Consider the following 19,258-nt stretch of genomic DNA (forward strand, 5'->3'; position numbering starts at 1 on the left):
CTCTCCTGCGGCGGCTCCAGCGGTCTGGACGGCCGCTCATCTCAGGCGGTCGAGCCGAAGCGGAACGCCGCGAGCCGAACGTCGCCGTGCACGTTCACCTGCAGATCATGGACGCCGTCCGGCGACGTCGTCAGGTCGCCGGCCACGGTCGTCCATGCGTAGCGGCTCCCGGTGACCGGCACCGACATCTCCGCCACCAGCCGGTCACCTGCCAGGAACTCCAGTTTCCCTGGACACACACCGGCGACCTCGGCCTCGACCCGGACCGCGCCGGACAGCTCGACGGAGCGGAACAGCAGGGTCGCGGGCTGCTCGTGCTCCGCGGGAGCGACCGCGTCGCCGGTGGTACGGGTGGCGTCGACCAGGATGATGGCCGCGTGGTCGTCGAAGTCGACGGCCGACGTGCGCCTGTCGACGACGACGCGCGGCTCGGGGACGGGACCGCTCACTGTGATCGGCGCCGTCAGGGTGATGTCACCGGCGGAGCGGCCCACCAGCACCTCATAGTCGCCGGGGTCGACGGTGAAGGCCCCGCCGGCCACGTCCCAGTGGGCGAGGTGCTCGGCTGACAGCCGGAACGTGAGGTCCAGCCTGTCGCCCGGAGACAGCGCGACCTTGCGGAAGTCGGCGAGCCGGAGCGAAGGGGCCTCGTAGCGGGCGTTCAACGCCCGGACGTAGAGCTGAACCACCTCGGATCCCTGCCGGGTTCCGGCGTTGGTCAGCGTGAGCGAGACCTCAACCGTACCGTCCTGGGGCAAAGTTCCCGAGGACAGCCGCAGGTCGCCGTAGGCAAACTCCGTGTAGGAGAGCCCGTGGCCGAAGGGGTACAGCGGAGCGGCCCGGTGGTACTGGTAGGTCCAGCCCGCCTTGATGATGTCGTAGTCCAGGGGGTGCGGAAGCTCGTCGTCGCCGCGATACCAGGTCTGCGGCAACCGCCCGCCCGGTTCGGCCTCGCCGAGCAGGACGGCGGCCACCGCCCGGCCGGTTTCCTGCCCGCCGTGAGACGTCCACACCACGGCGGGCAGGTGCTCATCGGCCCAGTCCAGAGCGTAGGGGTAGCTGCTCATGGTGACGAGCACGGTTTCAGGGCGCACCTCGGCGACCGCGCGCAGCAGCGCTTCCTGCCCCTCGGGCAGCGCGAGGTCCCGGCGATCCTCCGTCTCGCGGCCGTTGATGAGCGGGTGGTTGCCGAGCACCACGACGGCGACGTCTGCGTCCTCGGCCGCGGACCGGGCCGCTGCCGTACCGTCATGGAGCAGTTCCCGCTCCCAGCACTCGGCGTCGGCAGGAGTTTCGGCGGTGACGCTGACCCGCCCGTCAACGGGGTCGACGACAGCGTACCGGCCGGTGCGAACGTTGCGCAGCACCACGCCATCGGCGACCGCTTCAAGGTAGAAAGTTTCGTTGATGTGCCAGGTCTTGAGCACCTCCCGATCTGCGGCGAGCGAGCCGTCCGCCTGGAGGCTGAGGTAGCGGCCGTTGGCGGCGTCACGCAGCGTGGACGCCCCGCCGCCCCAGTCGACGACGTCGAAGGAGGACTTGCCCAGCAGTTCACCGGTGGAGCGTGAACGCAGGGCGATCCGGTCGGCGCCTTCCACGCGGACGACCTCGCCGAGCGCCGCCTCCAGCCCGGCGGCGACGCTGATCCGGTACGGCATGGTGCCGCTGTACCAGTCCTCGAACAACGTGTCCGCGAGCGGTCCGATGACGGCGACTCGCGGGTTGCGCTCCAGGGGCAGCAGGCCGTCGTTCTTGAGCAGCACCACCGACTCGGTCGCGGCGCGCAGGGCGAGAGCCCGGTGGTCGGCGCAGTCGATCACTTCGGGGCCGATGGCGGCGTACGGGTCGAGGTCCGGATCGAACTCCCCGAGCCGGAAGCGCAGCGAAAGTTGCCGTCGCACCGCGCGGTCGATGTCGTCCTCGTCGATCAGTCCTCGATCCAGCGCCTCGTGCAGCCTGCCGACCGGAGTCCCGCTGTCCTCGCCGTGGTCGGTGAAACTGTCGATCCCGGCCTTGAGCGCGGCGGCATGGGATTCGGCGTGATCGTCGAAGTAATGCTCCAGGTCGACCAGGTTGGACGGCGCCTCCGCGTCGCTGACCACGAACAGCTCGTGCCCGGTCGGCTCGGCCCAGCGCCGCAGCTCCGTCTCGATGAGCGGGCTGACGTGGCAGGGACGGCCGTTGACCAGGTTGTACGCGGCCATCGCGCCGGTGGCCAGGCCCGAGGCGACCACGGGCCGGAACGCTGCCAGATCGTATTCGTGCAGCACCCGGGGACGGACGCCGGAGGAGGTGACGCATCGGTCGTCCTCGTTGTTGTACGCGAGGAAGTGCTTGAGCACCGGGGCCGCACGAAGGAAGGCCGGGTGATCGCCGGCCAGGCCCTGGCAGTAGGCCACGCCGAGCCGTGCGGTGTGCACCGGGTCCTCGGAGTAGCCCTCCTCATTGCGCCCCCAGCGCGGGTCGCGCAACGGGTTCACCACGGGAGCCCACGCCTGCAGGCTGTTGGCGCCGGAGCCGATCACGGGCGGGCGGTGGCGGTGGAAGGCGCGCAGCTCGACCGAGACGGCCTCGGCGACCAGCCGCACCAACTCCTCGTCCCACGTCGCACCCAGGCCAACTGCCTGCGGAAATACCGTCGCCACCCCCAGCCACGCCACCCCGTGCAGGGCTTCGCTCCCGGTGCGGAACAAGGCGATGCCCAGACGCGGTACGGCAGGCGCGTACTGGTGCAGCATCGCGATTCTTTCGTCGAGTGTTAACCGTTCGAGTAGGTCATCGACGCGCTTGCGCATCGGCAGAGCGTGGTCCCTGAAGGGAAACGTGTCGGCTGCGGACGGAGGCGGGAAGCTCACGTGTCAGACCTCTAAGCAGGCTCGATGGGAGGGCGGTCAGCGAAGCGCATCGACGCTGTCACGAGCCTGCTGGAGTGTCAATGCCTCACAGGAGAGAAACTTTCGTTTAACAACTTCCCTTGTGCTGTCGGAAACATGTCATTAGTCTCGCGGCAACATAGAAGCGCTTCGACGACTTCGAAGGGTAACCCCCCATGACCCCCGAGTTGAACCGCAGAGCCTTCATCGGCGCCGCGGCGATGGTTCCTCTCCTCGCCGCCTGCAGCAACGCGCCCCAGCGGAAGATCGGCACGAACACCAAGACCGGGCTCCAGGCAGCGCTTCCGTCGTACGTGCCGAGCGCCTCCGTCAAGGCCGACATCCCGTCCGTGCCAGGGCCGCCCGGAGCGGCGACCGACCCCGCCTTTCTGGCCTACCCATCCCCGTCCACTGCGGTCAAGACCGTCTCGGCAGTGCCGGGCAAGGGCGGTAGCTACACCGCCGTCACTCCGCTCTGGGGGACGGCGCCGAAGCCGGGGAACTCCTTCTACGAGGCCATGAACAAGGCCCTGGGCGTCACCCTCACCATGAAGCCGGCGGACGGCAACAACTACAACACCATCGTCCCGCCGATGACGGCCGCCAAGCGCCTACCCGACTGGATCCAGCTGCCGACGTGGTGGAACACCAACTTCAACATCGGCGGGCTGGTCGGGACCCAGCTCGCCGACCTGACCCCCTACCTGGCCGGCGACAAGATCAAGAAGTATCCCAACCTCGCTGCCATCCCCACCGGCGCCTGGCAGGCCGGCGCGTGGGGCGACAAGCTGTACGGCATCCCCTCCTTCTCCAGCAACTTCGTCGTCAACGGGTGCATCTACTACCGGCGGGACATCCTGGAGGCGCGAGGAATCACCGCTGACCAGGTGAAGTCCGTCGATGACATGATGAACCTGGGCAAGGAGCTGACCGACGCCAAGCGCGGCGTGTGGGCCTTCGGCGACGTCTTCACCTACCTCTTCACCGCCTGGGACATCCCGTACAACTGGAAGGTCGAGGGTGGCAAGCTGGTCCACAAGTACGAGCTGCCGCAATACCTCGAGGCGCTCGACTGGCACTACCGCCTGGCGAAGGCCGGCTACCTCCACCCGGACGCGATCGCCGGGCAGAACGCCAACGGCATCACCCGCTTCTACTCGGGCAAGGAGCTGATCCACGGCGGCGGCACCGGCGGCTGGAACCTCACCGACCACGAGTCGGGCACCGCCGCCGACAAGAACTACCGGCGCGCCGCGTTCAACTACTTCACCCACGACGGCACGGGCAAGCCGCAGACCTTCCTGGGCGCCTCCACGAGCATCTTCAGCTATCTCAACGCCAACCTGAAGCCCGAGCAGATCGAGGAGTTGCTGGCGGTCGCCAACTATCTGGCCGCCCCGTTCGGGTCCGCCGAGTACACGATGGTCAACTTCGGGGTGGAGGGCGTCCACTACACGATGAAGGACGGAGTGCCGACCGCGAACGAGGACGGCAAGAAGTTCGTCCAGCCGCAGACCTTCCCGTTCCTGGCCTCGCTGCCCGCCGTGATCAGCAACCCCGGCGCCGGCCAGGTCACCAAGGACTACGCCGCCTGGCAGGCCGCAAATGTTAACGCTCTCTACAAGCCGGTGTTCTGGAACATGAACATCAACATGCCCCAGCAACTGTCCATGGCCAACGCGCCGCAGTCCATCGACGACGCCGTCAAGGACTGCTACCACGGCAAGAAGAAGGTCTCCGAGGTCCAGGAGGTCATCGACACCTGGAAGAAGAGCAGCCTGGACCGGCTCAAGGGGTGGATGACCGAGAACGTGCTGAACAAGTACGGCACGGGCCAGTGAACGAGGGCCTGACCTGGTGGGGTAGGCTGCGCCGCGACCGGTCACTGTTGATCATGGTGACGCCCGCGGTCGTCCTGCTCCTGATCTTCAACTACGCCCCGATGGTCGGGGTCATCACCGCCTTCCAGTACTACGACCCGCTGGTGGGGATCTGGAGCAGTGACTGGGCAGGACTCGACCAGTTCCGCCAGCTCTTCACCGACCCGCTGTTCTGGGGCGCGCTGAAGAACACGCTCTACCTGAGTTTCGTCCAGCTCGTCCTGTTTTTCCCCGTCCCGATCGCGCTGGCGATCCTCCTCAACTCGGTGCTCAGCGAGCGGGTGCGCAACTTCGTCCAGTCGGTCGTCTACCTGCCGCACTTCTTCTCGTGGGTGCTGGTCATCACGATCTTCCAGCAGATGCTGGGCGGCGCGGGCGCGCTCAACCAGTTCCTGCGCTCGCACGACCTCCAGACCTGGGACGTGATGACCAACCCGGACACTTTCGCGCTCCTGGTCACCTTCCAGGGGGTGTGGAAGGAGGCCGGCTGGGGGATCATCGTCTTCCTGGCCGCGCTGGCCGCCATCAACCCCGGCCTCTATGAGGCGGCGGCCGCGGACGGCGCCGGGCCCTTCCGGCGGATATGGCACATCACCCTGCCGGGCCTGCGGGGAGTCATCGTGCTGATGCTGGTGCTCCGGCTCGGCGGAGCGCTCTCCGTCGGGTTCGAGCAGTTCCTCATCCAGCGGGACGCGGTCGGCCACGAGAGCGCGGAGGTGCTCGACACCTACGCCTTCTATTACGGCGTCGCCACGGCCAACTACAGCTTCGGCGCGGCGGCCGGGCTCTTCAAGAGCGTGATCTCGCTCCTGCTCATCTGGGGCGCCAACAGGTTGGCGCACTCCTTCGGCGAGGACGGGTTGTACCGGAAATGACCAAGGTATTCACCATCGGAGGCGCCAGGCGCGCGGTGCGGGCGCCGCGAGCGCGGCGGGCGACACGCCCGAGCTGGCAGGAACCGCCGACTGTCGCCGGTCAGTCGGCCAAGGGCATCACCCTCGGCGGTGTGCTGCTGGTCGTGCTGGTCCCTCTGTGGATCGTCGTGGTGACCAGCCTGTCCACCCGCGGCGCCATCGGCCGGGCCGGCGGCCTGGTGATCTGGCCGGATGGCCTGACCTTCCAGGCATATGAGGAGATGCTGACCGACTCGACCGTACGTACCGCGCTGCTGGTGAGCCTCGGCATCACCGTCGTCGGCACGGCGCTGTCCATGGTGGTGTCGGTCCTGTGCGCGTACGGCCTGTCGCGGCCGCGTTCGCTCGGGCACCGCTTCATCTTGGTGCTGCTGATCGTCACGATGTTCGTGGGCGGCGGCCTCATCCCGACCTTCCTGGTGGTGACCGGGCTCGGCGGCTATGGCCAGTGGTGGGCGCTGATCCTCCCGAGCGCGGTCTCGGTCTTCAACATCCTGGTGCTCCGCTCCTTCTACTCCAGCACCGCGGGCGAGCTGATCGACGCGGCGCGGATGGACGGCGCGTCGGACTGGCGGATCCTCCTGTCCGTCGTCCTGCCCACCTCGCGGGCGGTGACCGCGGTGATCGCGCTCTTCTACGCCGTCGGCTACTGGAACTCCTTCTTCAACGTCATGCTCTACATGCCGACAGAGAGCGAGAAGTGGCCGCTGCAGTACGTCCTGCTGACCTACGTCAACCGCGGAGTCGGCATGCCCGGCATGGTCAACGCCGGCTTCGGCATGGCACACGCGCAGACCGCCCCCCTGTCGCTGCAGATGGCCGTGGTGGTCCTCACCCTGGTGCCGCTCGTGCTCGTCTACCCGTTCGTTCAGAAGCACTTCCGGACCGGCGTCCTGACCGGCGCCATCAAGGGCTGAACCGATGGTGACCATCGCCGATGTGGCCAAGGCGGCGGGCGTCTCCCCGAGCACGGTCAGCTATACGCTCAGCGGCAAGCGCCGCGTCTCCGCCGAGACCCGGCGGCGCGTCGAGCGGTGCGTGATCGAGCTCGGATACCACCCGAACGCGGGCGCCCGGGCGCTGGCGGGCAAGCGCTCGCACATCCTCGCTCTGGCAGTGCCGCTCCGCAGCGACGTGTACGTGCCGATCATGATGGAGATCGCCACCTCGGTCACCGTGGCCGCCCGCAAGCACAGTTACGACGTCCTGCTGATCACCAATGACGAGGGCCCCGGCGGTATCCGCCGCCTCGCCGCCAGCGGCCTGGCCGACGGCGTCATCCTCATGGACGTCGAGCTGGACGACAAGCGCATCCCGACGCTGGGGGACCTGCGTACCCAGGCGGCGCTCATCGGCCTGCCCGACGATCCCCGAGGGCTGTCCTGCGTCGACCACAACTTCTCCGCCGCAGGCGCGCTGTGCGCGGATCATCTGGCCGACCAGGGCCACCGCGACATCGCCTTCATCGGCTACGGCTCCGGCATCTACCGGCGGCACGCAGGATACGCCGAGCGAACCCTGGCGGGGTTCCGCGCGCGTGCGGAGGAGCGCGGTCTGCGCTTCCTGCACCGTCCATGCGAGGGCACCTATGAGAGCACGGCCGGTGCGCTCGGACGGATCCTGTCGGACAGGCCCGACACCACCGGCTTCGTGGTGCAGAACGAGGGAGCCATCGGGCCGCTGCTCGACCTCCTGCGCGCCGGCGGGCGGACGGTTCCCGAGGACGCGTCGGTGATCGCCCTGTGCCCCGAACATCTGCCCGAACGGTACGCGCCCGCCCTCACAGCGGTAACCGGCCCCGCGAAGGAGCTCGGCCGGATCGCCGTCGAGCAGGTCATGTCACGGATCACCGCGTCTATGCGTGGCGAGCAGCCCACCGACGAACTGGTGCTGCTCGCCCCCACCCTGACCATCCGCGAGAGCACCGGCCCGGCCCCCCGGCACAGCCTCATCTAGGAGCACTCCATATGTCCCCCCAATTTTCGCGACCCCGAGGCCTGGCGCATCGAGGACGCTTTCCTGCGCGACGGAGCGCGGCTCCCGATCAGGGCGGAGGAAGCGTGATGTTCTTCGGCGGCGACTACAACCCCGAGCGGTGGGACGAAGCGGTCTGGAAGGAAGACGACGCGCTGATGCGCCGCGCCAGGGTCAACCTGGCGACGGTCGGCGTCTTCTCCTGGGCGCTGCTGGAGCCGGAAGAGGGCCGCTACGACTTCGCCTGGCTCGACGCACACCTCGACCGGCTCCACGCCAACGGCGTCTCGGTGGACTTGGCGACTCCCACGGCCTCCCCGCCACCGTGGTTCACCCTGGCCCATCCCGACGCCATGCCCGTCACACGAGACGGCGCCCGGCACATTCACGGCAGCCGGGACACCTATTGCCTGGCCTCCCCCGCCTACCGCACTGCTGCGCGAAACATCGCAAGAGCACTCGCGGAGCGGTACGGCGAGCATCCGGCGGTCGTGATGTGGCACGTGCACAACGAGTACGTCACGCTCTGCTGGTGCGACCACACCGCCGCCGCGTTCCGCGACTGGTTGCGTGACCGTCACGGGTCGCTTGAGGCTCTCAACGAGGCGTGGGGGACGGCGTTCTGGAGTCAGCGGTACGGCTCCTGGGAGCAGGTGCTGCCGCCGCGTGCCACCAACTGGCACCAGAACCCGGGCCAGCACCTGGACTTCCGGCGGTTCTGGTCCGACCTGGTGCTGGTGGCCTTCCGGGAGCAGCGCGACGCGATTCGCGAGCACAGCGACCGGCCGGTGACGACCAACATGATGCTTCCCGGCTACCAGAACGTGGACCTGTGGGCCCTGGGCCGCGAGGTGGACGTGATCGCCATCGACCACTACCCGGACGCGCCGGGCCTGGCCGCCGCCGCGGACACCGCCTTCGCCGCCGACCGCGCCCGCTCCTTCGCTGGCGGGCGCCCCTGGCTGCTGATGGAGCAGGGCACCAACACCGTCTACGACGGCGACCGGATCCTCGGCAAGGAGCCCGGCGAGATCCTGCGCCACACGATCGGCCACATCGCCCGTGGCTCGGAGGGCGCCCTGTTCTTCCAGTGGCGGCAGTCCCGCGCCGGGGCCGAGCAGTGGCACTCGGCGATGGTTCCGCACGCGGGAGCCGACAGCCGGATCTTCCGCGAGGTCCAGGCGGTGGGCGAGGCCGTCGAGCGGCTCGGCGAGGTCGAGGGTTCGACGGTCACCGCGCAAGTGGCCGTGCTGCACGACGCGGACGCCTGGTGGGCGCTGGAGGTCGACGGCCTGCCCTCGGCGGACCTCGACTATCACGGCAGCCTGCGCCGCGCCCACCGCGCGCTGTGGGAGGCCGGAGTCACGGTCGACTTCGCCCACCCCGAGCACGACCTGAGCCGGTACCGATTCATCGTCGCTCCGGCCCTCTTCCTGCTCTCCGACGCCGGGGCGGCGAACCTGCGCCGCTACGTCTTCGGCGGCGGGACGCTGCTCGTCCAGCACTTCACCGGCTCCGTCGACGAGTACCTCCACGCCCGCCTCGGCGGCTACCCCGCGACGCCGCTGCGCGAGGCGCTGGGCATCCGTGTCGAGGAGCACCGTCCGCTGCGGCGAGGCGAGCACATTGTCCTGTCGGACGGCACCCGAGCCACGGTCTGGAGCGAACTGCTGCGCACCGAGGGCGCCGAAACGGTCCTCACCTACACCCACGGCATGCTCACCGGGCAACCCGCCCTCACCCGGCACCGGTTCGGTCAGGGCGAGGGCTGGTACCTGTCGACGCGGCTCGACGACCCCGGTTACGCCGCCCTGATCACCCGGATCCTCGGGGTCGGCGCGGAGCCGCCCGGCGTCGAATCCGTCACCCGGCATGCCACGGACGGTCGCAGCTGGCAGTTCCTCCTCAACCACACCGCCACAACCATCAGCCTCCCCGAAAGCGCCCACGATCTGCTGACCGGCGCTCCCGTGAGCGAGCTGCCGCCAGGCGGCTGCGTCGTTCTGAGGAAGAACCGATGATCACCTGGGGCCATGACGCCCTACGACTCGAGATCAGTGACGACGCTCGCCTGGTCTACCTCGGCCCGCCCGGCGGCGAGCCGTACCAGGCGGCGCTCCCGCTGGTCGAGGTGACCGCGACCGGGCACGGCCGCCATTGGTCGACCCACCGGCTCGTCGACACCACCATCGGCGCGCGGATGCGCTACCGGCGACACCACGCCACCGCGGACGTGCTCACCGTCGAACTTCACGACCCGCAAACGGGGCTCGCCGCGGAGGTGATCTACCGGTCGCCGGAGGGCTTGCCCGTGCTCCGCAGTGAGGTGATCCTCCGCAACGAGGGCGAGGAGACGCTGCTGCTGGAGTCGGTCACCTCCCTGACGGTCGGCGGGCTCACCGCCGACGTGGACAGCGCCGACGTGCTGTGGGCCGACAACGACTGGCTCGCCGAGTACAGGTGGCAGCGCCGGCCGCTGCGTGTCACCTCCCCACAGCTCAGCGGCCGGGTCAGGTACGGCAACGGCAAGTGCTGCTTCACCCTGGCCGGGCAGGGGGTCTGGTCGAGCTGCGGCAACCTCCCGATGGGCGGCCTGGCCGACCGCGAGACCGGCCGCACGTGGCTGTGGCAGATCGAGCACAACGGCGGTGGCTGGCGCTGGGAGTGCGGGGAGCGCGAAGGCGCCGCCTACGTGGCGCTGTCCGGTCCCAGCGACGCCCACCACGGCTGGCGTCACCCGCTGGCGCCCGGCGAAGAGTTCCGCTCCGTGCCCGTCGCGCTCGCCGTGGGCGACCACGACGGAGCCTTCGCCGCGCTGACCCGATATCGCCGGGCCATCCGCCGCCCGCACCCGGACCACCAGTGGCTGCCCGTCATCTTCAACGACTACATGAACTGCCTGATGGGCGATCCCACGACGGAGAAACTGCTTCCCCTCATCGACGCGGCGGCGGAAGCCGGGGCGGAGTACTTCGTCATCGACGCCGGCTGGTACGCCGACGCCGACGAGGACTGGTGGGGCTCGGTCGGGGCGTGGGAGCCGTCCGCCTCGCGCTTCCCAGGTGAGCGGGGCATCCACGAGGTCCTGGATCGCATCAGGGCACGTGGCATGACCCCCGGCCTGTGGCTGGAACCTGAGGTGATCGGCGTCCGCAGCCCTCTGGCGGAGTCCCTGCCCGACGAGGCGTTCTTCCGCCGCGACGGCGTCCGTGTCACCGAGAACCTCCGGCACCACCTGGACCTGCGCCACCCGGCGGCCCGCGGCCACCTCGACCGGGTGGTGGACCGCCTGGTCAGCGAGTGGGGCATCGGCTACCTCAAGCTGGACCACAACATCGACCCCGGCTCCGGAACGAGCAGCCATGACGGCGAGGCCCCCGCCGCCGGGCTGCTCGGCCACAACCGCGCCCAGCTCGACTGGCTCGACGGCATCCTGGACCGCCACCCGCGCCTGGTGCTGGAGAACTGCGCCTCCGGGGGCATGCGCTCCGACCACGCCCTGCTCTCCCGGCTCCAACTGCAGTCCACCAGCGACCAGCAGAACCTGCAGCTCTACGCGCCCATCGCGGCCTCGGCCCCCACCGCCGTCCCGCCCGAGCAGGGCGCCGTCTGGGCCTATCCGCAGCCTGGGGACTCCCCGGACGAGGTGGCGTTCACCATGGCCGGCGCGCTGCTCGGCCGGATCCACCTGTCCGGCCTGATCACGGAACTCGGCCCCGAAGCCCGCGACCTCGTCCACGAGGCCGTGACCGTCTACAAGGACCTCCGGGCCGACCTGCCGCAGGCCGTACCCGCCTGGCCGCTCGGCCTGCCGGCCTGGGACGACCCGTGGATCGTGCTGGCCCTGCACGCCCCGACCGCCACCTATCTCACCCTCTGGCGACGCGGCGGCGAGGAAACCCTCCGCCTGCCGTACCCGAACCGAGCAGAACTGCTCTATCCCGCCGGCGGCAAGACCGCGATCAGAGCGGGTCGGCAGCTCACCGTGACCCTGCCCACCGCTCCGTCCGCAGCGTTGCTCCGCCTCCGATGAAAGGACCACGCGGCGTGTCCAACCCTCATCCGGTTATCGCCGGATTCCATCCCGACCCCAGCATCTGCCGCGTCGGCGACGACTACTACCTCGTCTGCTCCAGCTTCGAATACTTCCCCGGCGTGCCCGTCTTCCACAGCCGCGACCTCGTGCGCTGGACGCAGATCGGCAACGCGCTGGAGCGGCCGAGCCAGTTGCGCCTGTCCGCCGGCACCCTCTCGTCGGCCGGGGTCTACGCGCCCACGCTCCGCCACCACGACGGCCGGTTCTGGCTGATCGTCACCGTCGTGGCCGATGGCGGCGGCAACATGCTGTTCACCGCCACCGACCCGGCCGGGCCGTGGTCCGACCCGATCCGGCTGCCCGGCGTCCCCGGCATCGACCCCGATCTGGCCTGGGACGCCGACGGCACCTGCTGGTGTACGGTCGCCGGGATCGTGCAGGTGCGTATCGACCCGCGGACGGGAGAGACGTTCGGGGAGCCGCACAAGCTCTGGTCAGGCACGCCGGGCGCGGCCGCCCCGGAGGCGCCGCATCTCTACCGGATCGGTGACTACTGGTACCTGCTCATCGCCGAGGGCGGCACCGAGCGGGGCCACGGCGTGTCGATCGCCCGCGGGCCCGCGCCCGACGGGCCGTTCGAGCCGTGCCCGGCCAACCCGATCCTGACGCACCGCAGCACCGGCCATCCGGTCCAGAACACCGGCCACGCGGATCTCGTCCAGGCTCCCGACGGCTCCTGGTGGATGGCCTTTCTCGGTGTTCGGCCCGGTGGAGGCACTCCCGGCTGGCATGTCCTCGGCCGTGAAACCTTCCTCGCCCCGGTGACCTGGGAGGAGGGCTGGCCGGTCGTCGGCGGGATCGTCTCCGGCTCGCCGTCCGGATCGTTCATGGACGACTTCGACCTGGCTGAGCTTCAGGCTTGCTGGATCTCGATGCGGAGCCGCCCGGCGGACCTGTACACCACCAAGGAGCGGGCCGGATCGCTGACGCTCCGCGCCGCCGGCGCCTCCCTGGACGAGCACGACGTGACCTTCCTCGGCCGCCGCGCGCAGCACCTGAGGTGGCGGGCCAGGACCCTGATCGACTCCGCGCAGGGGCGCGGCGGCCTGGCGGTCCGGCTCGACGAGCACCACCACTACGAGATCGAGGCGGGCGACGGCCGGGTCCAGGTCATCGCCCGCATCGGCTCGGTACGGAGCGTGGTCGCGGAACAGGCCGTCCCCGCCGGTCCGCTGGTGCTCGCGGTCCAGGCCGACGACCCGCGGTCTCCCGGTGATCCGCGCTCGGCGCCCGACACGCTCTCGTTCAGCGTCGAGGGCTCCACCGTGCTCGCCTCCCTCGACGGCCGCTTCCTGTCCACCGAGGTGGCGGGCGGCTTCACCGGCCGGGTGATCGGCATGTACGCCGCGACCGGCACCGTCCACTTCGACTGGTTCGACTACGAGGTCACGCCATGAACTCCCTGCCGGCGCCGGCCGCCTGATCCTCACGCACCGCATCCACTCCACGGCGCAGCAGGCGCTGTGGCGACTCATGGAAGGGAACAAATGAGGAGAACCCCCCTCTCGCGCGCGGCGAGCCTTCTCATCGCGCTGATCACCGTACTGGGGCTGGCCAGCAGTCCCACCGCGGCCTCGACCGACAAGGGCGTCCGCAGCGCGATGGATGTCGTGGCGGCGATGCAGCCCGGCTGGAACCTGGGCAACACGCTGGACGCGATCCCCGACGAGACCTCATGGGGCAACCCGCGGGCCACCAAGGCTCTGTTCGAAACCATCCGTGCCCAGGGCTTCCGCAGCGTCCGCATCCCCGTCACCTGGACCGACCACCAGTCCGCCACCGCGCCGTACACCATCGACGCGAAGTGGATGAACCGGGTCAAGGAGGTCGTCGACCTGGCGCTCGCCTCCGACCTCTATGTCCTGATCAACGTCCACCACGACTCATGGCAGTGGATCGCCAAGATGGCCACCGACCGCGACCAGGTGGTCGCCCGCTTCAACGCCTCCTGGACCCAGATCGCCGCCGCGTTCCGCGACGCGCCGCGCAAGGTGCTCTTCGAGAGCGTCAACGAACCCCAGTTCGACAACGCCACCGAGGAGGAGGCGACCAAGCTCCTGGCCGAGCTCAACCGCTCCTTCCACGGCATCGTCCGCGCCTCCGGCGGCCAGAACGCCGACCGCATCCTGGTGCTGCCGACCCTCCACACCAACGCGTCCCAGAATCTCCTGGACGCCCTGAACGGTGAGATCACCTCGCTGAACGACAAGAACCTGGCCGTGACCATCCACCACTACGGCTACTGGCCGTTCAGCGTGAACATCGCCGGAGTCACCACCTTCAACGAAGAGTCCCAGCAGGAACTCATCGGCTACTACGACAGGACGGCCCAGACGTTCATCTCCCGCGGCATCCCGGCGATCCTCGGTGAGTACGGCCTGCTCAGCTTCGACGTGGACGTGAACGCCGTCCAGCGGGGTGAGAAGCTGAAGTTCTTCGAACTGCTGGGCTACCAGGCGCGGATCAAGAAGCTGACCACGATGTGGTGGGACAACGGCCAGCACCTCAACCGGGAGACCCTGCAGTGGAAGGACCCCGAGCTGTTCGCCCAGATCAAGTCGAGCTGGACCACGCGTTCGGGCACGGCTTCCGCTGATTCGATCTACGTGCCGAAGTCGAGTGCGATCGCGGCCCAGTCGCTCACCCTGAACCTGAACGGGACCTCGTTCCGTGGACTCTGGCATGGCGATGCCAGGCTCGCCCCGGGCCGGGACTACACGGTGTCCGGCGACAAGCTCACGCTCACGGCGGCCGCCCTCACCCGGCTGGCGGGCGATCGCGCCCACGGCGTCAACGCGACGATCCAGGCCCGGTTCTCCCAGGGCATCCCGTGGCAGATCAACGTGATCAGTTACGAGACGCCGGTGTTGTCGGGCGCGGCCGGCACCACCGAGTCCCTGACCGTCCCGGCCCAGTTCCGGGGTGACCGGGTGGCGACGATGGAGGCCAAGTACGCCGACGGCACCAACGCCGCTCCCCACGAGTGGACGTCCTACAAGGAGTACGGCAGGACCTTCTCTCCCGACTACGCCGGCAACTCCATCCGCCTCCTCAAGGACTTCCTCGGCGTCATGCGCGAGGGCGCCCCGCTGACGCTCACCTTCCACTTCTGGAGTGGCGCCAAGGTCACCTACCAGGTGACCAGGTCCGGCGACACGGTCACCGGCACCGCGTCGTGACTCTTCTGATCTGACGCCACCGCCCCGCGCATACGCGGGGCGGTGGCGTCGGCTTGCACGAACACGTCCCGGATCCCGCCGACACGAGTCCACCCCCTCGAAGCCCACCGGTCTGCGAGGACGGCGCGGTACCGGCTTGCCGTAGCCGGGTGAGAAGTCTTCGAAATAGCGAGGGGGCGTGCCTATTCTCAGGGCAGCGCGAAAGTTTCTCGCGAAACCGTACTATCGAACATCTTGTGCGGGAAAGCCCTGCCGTACCAGCGATGACAGCCATGCCCTGGCTCTGCATGCCGGCCGCTGCGACGCTCGCCCGCATGGGTGCGAGGCGAAACCACCCGTTTGCCATCAGTGACGGCGTCCTGGCAGCAGGAAAGTTTTCGTCGGACTTGCTCTATAGTTTCCTTGGTGTAGGTGATGATTCGTGGCCTGCCGCCCCGCGTGGGCAGGACGCATCGCCTACGGTCCGGCCGCCCTGGCGCCCGGTGCGACAATGGCCGGGGACAAGCCGTGGCGGACCCGCCGCTGATGAGGAAGGGTGCACGTGACGGACAACCGATCGGGCGAACCGGCGGCCGACGAGCAGAGCCCGCGTGGTGACGGACCGGCGTCGGTCACCATCGCGTACATCGCCGAATCCGCGGGCGTCTCGATCCCCACCGTGTCGAAAGTGCTCAACGGACGGTCGGGAGTCTCGGAGCAGACCCGTGCCCGTGTCGAAGAGCTGATCAACCGGCACGGATACCGCAGGCCCTCGGCCAGCCGGAGCAATGTCGTGGAGCTCGTGTTCCGCGAGCTTGAGCACATGTGGGCCGTGGAGATCATCCGCGGTGTGGAGCAGGTGGCGCGAAAGACCCGCGTCGGGGTCATGGTTTCGGAGTTCGGCCTCCACGGCACGCCTACGATGTCCATCGACGACACGGTCGGCCGGCGCCCTAGCTGCGTCTTGTCAGTGGCCCAGCTCTCGCCGTCCGAGCGTGACAAGTTGAAGGCGAAAGGCATCCCGTTCGTCGTCTTCGACCCGATCGAGGAGTTGCCGGACGGCGTCCCCTTCGTGGGCGCCACCAACTGGAGGGGTGGCCAGACGGCGACCCGGCACCTGCTCGAACTGGGGCACCGCCGCATCGCCATGATCAGCGGCCCGGATCATGCCTTCTGCCGCGCCAGAGTGGCCGGCTACCTCTCCGCGCTGGCTGAAGCCGACGTGCCCGCGGATCCCGAACTCCTGGTCAGGACCCTTCTCACCCGCGATGACGGCTGTGCCGCGGCGCGCGAGCTCCTGTCCAGGCCTGACCGGCCGACCGCGATCTTCACCGCGAACGACATGCAGGCGCTCGGCGTCTACCAAGCCGCTCGCGAGCTCGGGCTGTCCATCCCCGGGGACCTGAGCGTGGTGGGCTTCGACGATGTTCCGGTCGTGGCCTGGGTCGATCCGCCTCTGACCACGGTCCACCAGCCGCTGAGCGAGATGGCGGTCGCCGCCACCGAACTGGCGCTGGCCATCGGCCGCGGGGAGTCGGTCCCCCAAGCGGGGCTGGAGCTCGCGACAACTCTCACGGTCCGCGAGAGCACAGCACCACCGAGGGACTGAGCTGTTTCGGTGGAGCAGATCCACCAAGGCGTCCACGTCCGGGGACGACCTGCTCGGCGAGGGGAGCCCTCGGGGCGCCTGCTGGCGAACTCGGCCCGTTGACCCTTGGATGCCGCGCTCCGGCTCAGGCGGGCGGGAGCATGGGAGGTCCGGTGCTCTCGCGTACGACGAGTTCGGTGGCCAACTCGACGCGGCTCTGCGGCAGTTGCTCGCCTTGGGCCAGTGTCAGCAGCATCGAGGTTGCCGCGGCGGCCATCTCGGTGAGGGGCTGGCGGATGGTGGTCAGCGGTGGAACGGCCCACCGCACGGACGGCATGTCATCGAAGCCGATCACGCTGAGATCATCCGGGATGCGCAGGCCGAGCCGATGGGCCGCGTGGTAGACGCCGATGGCCTGGCCGTCGTTCGTGGCGAAGATCGCGGTTGGCCGGTCGGGCAGGCGCAGCATGCGGTGCGCTTGGGCCAGACCGCCCTCGATGAAGAAGTCCCCCCGGCCGATCAGCTCCGGGTCGACGGGCACGCCGGCCATGTCGAGGGCGGTGCGGTAGCCGTCGAGACGGGCCCGGCTGGACAGCGCGGAGTCGGGCCCCGTGATGATGGCGATACGGCGATGCCCGAGCTCCAGGAGGTGGTGGGTGGCCGTGAGCCCGCCGTTCCAGTTGCCGGCGCCGACCGATGGGATGTTCCGCGCGGGAGTGTCGGCCGGATCCAGCAGGACCAGCGGGATCTCGCGGCGGGCGAGTTGTTCGTGCTGGGTCTCGGTCAGGCCGGAGAACACCGCGATCACGCCGCTCGGGCGGCGCCGCAGCACGCTCTCCAGCCAGGCGTCTCCGGCGGCGTGGTCACGGTGCAGGTCCGATATCCCCACCAGGAGGTCGTGCTGGCGGGCGACCTCCGCCACGCCTTTGGTGATCTCGACGGGATAGTCGCCCTCCAGAGCGTGGAAGACGAGCTCCACCAGGGCCGTCGGCATGGAGCGGCGGCGCTGGCGGCGGTAGCCGTGCCGGCGGATGAGCTCCTCCACGGCGGCGCGGGTTTCGGACGACACCTCGGAACGGCCGTTCACGACCTTGGAGACCGTCGCGGTGGAAACTCCGGCCAGCTCGGCGAGCTGAGCGAGGGTGAGAGGAGACGGCTCCGTGGGCATGGCGGCAGTTTAGTCACGGAGCGCGGGGAAACGGGCAGCCGCTGACGGAGGGGCGACCCGGATCGCCGGGCCGCCCCGAAACGGTGTTCCGAGCCGGAGGGCCGTCTCGCGGACGGGCGCGAGCAGGGCGGCCCTGCCACCCGGCTCCGAGCCGGACCCTGTCACGTCATCAGCGTTGCAGTGTCAGCAGACCGGGCCGGTAGGGCAGGAGGCCGTAGTCGCCGCCGGAGTTGGGGTTGCGTCCCTGGTAGAGCAGCTGCAGGTTGCAGGGATCGACGGTCATGGTCTGATCGGCGCCGGCGCGGATCAGCTCGCCGTGGCTGATGTCGTTGGTCCAGGTGGCGCCGCTGTTGGCCTTGCCTGCGAAGGGGTTGCTCTCGGTGGCGGCCTGGGGTGTCCACGAGCCGTTCAGACTGGTGGCGGTGAACGAGCGGAAGTAGCGGCCCTGCGAGCCGATCGCCTCGACGAGCATGAGGTATTTGTTCTGGCCCTGGAGCTTGTAGACCTGAACGGCCTCGAACAGGTTGTTCGTCGTGTCGCTCATGATCACCGTCGAGGTCGAGCCGAAACTGCCCGGGAAGTTCCCGATGGGCATGCTGGCCCGGTAGATCTTGCCGTTGTCCCCGGCGAAGAACAGGTACATGTTGGTGCTGTCACCGATGAGCGTCTGGTCGATGGGGCCTGTTCCGGAGCCGGAGATGCTTCCGGAGAAGAGCACCTGCTGCGATGACCAGCCGTTCGGATTGGTGGGGTCGCTGGAGGTCCGGTAGGAGAAGGCGGTCCCGCCCCACTGGTAGGCGAGCACCCAGACGTTCTTCGGGGCGAAGTAGAAGAGCGTGGGCGCCACTGTGGAGGAGGACATCGTGTTCTGGCTGGCCGAGGCCATGTCGGACCAGTTGGTGAAGAGGCCGAAGTTCATCGAACCCCAGCTCGTTCCCGTGTCGTGCGTCGTGGCGTAGACGAGGTGCCTGCCGTTGTAGGGGGCGACGGTGAAGTCCTTGAGCGAGACCCACCCCGACTTCGGGTTCGCCAGCGCGCCGGTCGATGTCCAGCGGTACGTCGACGGAAGATCGCACTGACCGGGGTTGCCGCCGCCGTCCACCCGGACGAGCTGCCACTGCTGGTTGTTGCCGCCCCAGTCGTCGTACTGGACGATGTTGGCGCCGTCGGCGGTGGAGGCGCCCTGGACCTCCAGGGCCTTGTTGCTGTGGCGCGAGATGAACCTGACATAGCCGTCCGAGCTGTCGGCCAGTCGCCACTGCTGGTTGGTGCCGTTGCCGTCGGCCCATTGCACGATCGCGCCGCCGTTGGCGGTGGAGAAGTTGTAGACGTCGAGCACCTTGCCGGAGTGGCGGGACTTGATGCGGTAGTAGCCGCCGCCGGAGTCGACGAACTGCCATTGCTGCTGGTTCTGGTTGTTACGGGTCCACTGGGTGATGCGGCCGCCGTCGGCGGTCGAGAGGTTGTAGACGTCCAGGGCCTTGCCGCTGTTGCGGTTGACCAGGACGTACCAGGCGTTGGTGTCGACGGTGGCCGCGTTGGCGGACTGAGTCTGAAGGGCGACGAACAGGCTCGCCAGTAAGGTGACCACCGTCGCGAGAACGGAT

At 69.0% G+C, this 19,258-nt stretch carries 12 protein-coding genes; 9 read left to right on the forward strand and 3 right to left on the reverse strand.

Annotated features, from left to right (window positions below; genetic code table 11):
* Window positions 1-41: 41 nt before the first annotated feature.
* The gene (locus ACWEPL_RS39810) at window positions 42-2,738 is read right to left on the reverse strand and encodes a glycoside hydrolase family 3 C-terminal domain-containing protein (RefSeq protein WP_452439202.1); all 2,697 of its coding nucleotides are present in this window, start codon (window positions 2,736-2,738) and stop codon (window positions 42-44) included.
* 311 nt (window positions 2,739-3,049) lie between these two features.
* Here ACWEPL_RS39810 and ACWEPL_RS39815 point away from each other — a divergent pair, with 311 nt between their 5' ends.
* The 9 genes from ACWEPL_RS39815 to ACWEPL_RS39855 all read left to right on the forward strand — a co-directional run bounded on the left by ACWEPL_RS39815 (window position 3,050) and on the right by ACWEPL_RS39855 (window position 16,504).
* Window positions 3,050-4,714, forward strand: coding sequence for a hypothetical protein (locus ACWEPL_RS39815; RefSeq protein WP_452439203.1), 1,665 nt, complete (start codon window positions 3,050-3,052; stop codon window positions 4,712-4,714).
* Between the two features lie 53 nt (window positions 4,715-4,767).
* Window positions 4,768-5,628, forward strand: coding sequence for an ABC transporter permease (locus ACWEPL_RS39820; protein WP_452439204.1), 861 nt, complete (start codon window positions 4,768-4,770; stop codon window positions 5,626-5,628).
* Window positions 5,625-6,584, forward strand: a complete 960-nt coding sequence (locus tag ACWEPL_RS39825) for a carbohydrate ABC transporter permease (RefSeq protein ID WP_363984297.1) — start codon at window positions 5,625-5,627, stop codon at window positions 6,582-6,584. Before ACWEPL_RS39820 ends, ACWEPL_RS39825 begins: the two co-directional genes overlap by 4 nt.
* Window positions 6,585-6,588: 4 nt before the next feature.
* On the forward strand, window positions 6,589-7,623 hold the full coding sequence (locus ACWEPL_RS39830) for a LacI family DNA-binding transcriptional regulator (protein WP_452439205.1): 1,035 nt from the start codon (window positions 6,589-6,591) through the stop codon (window positions 7,621-7,623).
* Between the two features lie 107 nt (window positions 7,624-7,730).
* Window positions 7,731-9,662, forward strand: a complete 1,932-nt coding sequence (locus tag ACWEPL_RS39835) for a beta-galactosidase (RefSeq protein ID WP_452439235.1) — start codon at window positions 7,731-7,733, stop codon at window positions 9,660-9,662.
* The gene (locus tag ACWEPL_RS39840) at window positions 9,659-11,674 is read left to right on the forward strand and encodes an alpha-galactosidase (protein ID WP_452439206.1); all 2,016 of its coding nucleotides are present in this window, start codon (window positions 9,659-9,661) and stop codon (window positions 11,672-11,674) included. The genes ACWEPL_RS39835 and ACWEPL_RS39840 overlap by 4 nt, the downstream gene beginning before the upstream one ends.
* Window positions 11,675-11,688: 14 nt before the next feature.
* The gene (locus ACWEPL_RS39845) at window positions 11,689-13,134 is read left to right on the forward strand and encodes a glycoside hydrolase family 43 protein (protein ID WP_452439207.1); all 1,446 of its coding nucleotides are present in this window, start codon (window positions 11,689-11,691) and stop codon (window positions 13,132-13,134) included.
* A gap of 90 nt (window positions 13,135-13,224) precedes the next feature.
* Window positions 13,225-14,916, forward strand: coding sequence for a cellulase family glycosylhydrolase (locus tag ACWEPL_RS39850; protein ID WP_452439208.1), 1,692 nt, complete (start codon window positions 13,225-13,227; stop codon window positions 14,914-14,916).
* A gap of 541 nt (window positions 14,917-15,457) precedes the next feature.
* Window positions 15,458-16,504, forward strand: a complete 1,047-nt coding sequence (locus tag ACWEPL_RS39855; RefSeq protein ID WP_363984287.1) for a LacI family DNA-binding transcriptional regulator — start codon at window positions 15,458-15,460, stop codon at window positions 16,502-16,504.
* Between the two features lie 124 nt (window positions 16,505-16,628).
* Here ACWEPL_RS39855 and ACWEPL_RS39860 read toward each other — a convergent pair whose 3' ends face one another.
* Window positions 16,629-17,651: a LacI family DNA-binding transcriptional regulator gene (locus ACWEPL_RS39860; protein WP_363984285.1), complete on the reverse strand. Its 1,023-nt coding sequence runs from the start codon at window positions 17,649-17,651 to the stop codon at window positions 16,629-16,631.
* A gap of 169 nt (window positions 17,652-17,820) precedes the next feature.
* Complete coding sequence (locus ACWEPL_RS39865) at window positions 17,821-19,242, reverse strand: non-reducing end alpha-L-arabinofuranosidase family hydrolase (RefSeq protein ID WP_452439209.1); 1,422 nt, start codon at window positions 19,240-19,242, stop codon at window positions 17,821-17,823.
* Window positions 19,243-19,258 lie beyond the last annotated feature (16 nt).

The organism is Nonomuraea sp. NPDC004186 (genome assembly GCF_053603495.1).

Coding starts and splice junctions, on each gene's coding strand:
- ACWEPL_RS39810 (WP_452439202.1), bottom strand. CDS start 2,738: ATGCTGCACCAGTACGCGCCTGCCGTACCGCGTCTGGGCATCGCCTTG.
- ACWEPL_RS39815 (WP_452439203.1), top strand. CDS start 3,050: ATGACCCCCGAGTTGAACCGCAGAGCCTTCATCGGCGCCGCGGCGATG.
- ACWEPL_RS39820 (WP_452439204.1), top strand. CDS start 4,768: ATGGTGACGCCCGCGGTCGTCCTGCTCCTGATCTTCAACTACGCCCCG.
- ACWEPL_RS39825 (WP_363984297.1), top strand. CDS start 5,625: ATGACCAAGGTATTCACCATCGGAGGCGCCAGGCGCGCGGTGCGGGCG.
- ACWEPL_RS39830 (WP_452439205.1), top strand. CDS start 6,589: ATGGTGACCATCGCCGATGTGGCCAAGGCGGCGGGCGTCTCCCCGAGC.
- ACWEPL_RS39835 (WP_452439235.1), top strand. CDS start 7,731: ATGTTCTTCGGCGGCGACTACAACCCCGAGCGGTGGGACGAAGCGGTC.
- ACWEPL_RS39840 (WP_452439206.1), top strand. CDS start 9,659: ATGATCACCTGGGGCCATGACGCCCTACGACTCGAGATCAGTGACGAC.
- ACWEPL_RS39850 (WP_452439208.1), top strand. CDS start 13,225: ATGAGGAGAACCCCCCTCTCGCGCGCGGCGAGCCTTCTCATCGCGCTG.
- ACWEPL_RS39860 (WP_363984285.1), bottom strand. CDS start 17,651: ATGCCCACGGAGCCGTCTCCTCTCACCCTCGCTCAGCTCGCCGAGCTG.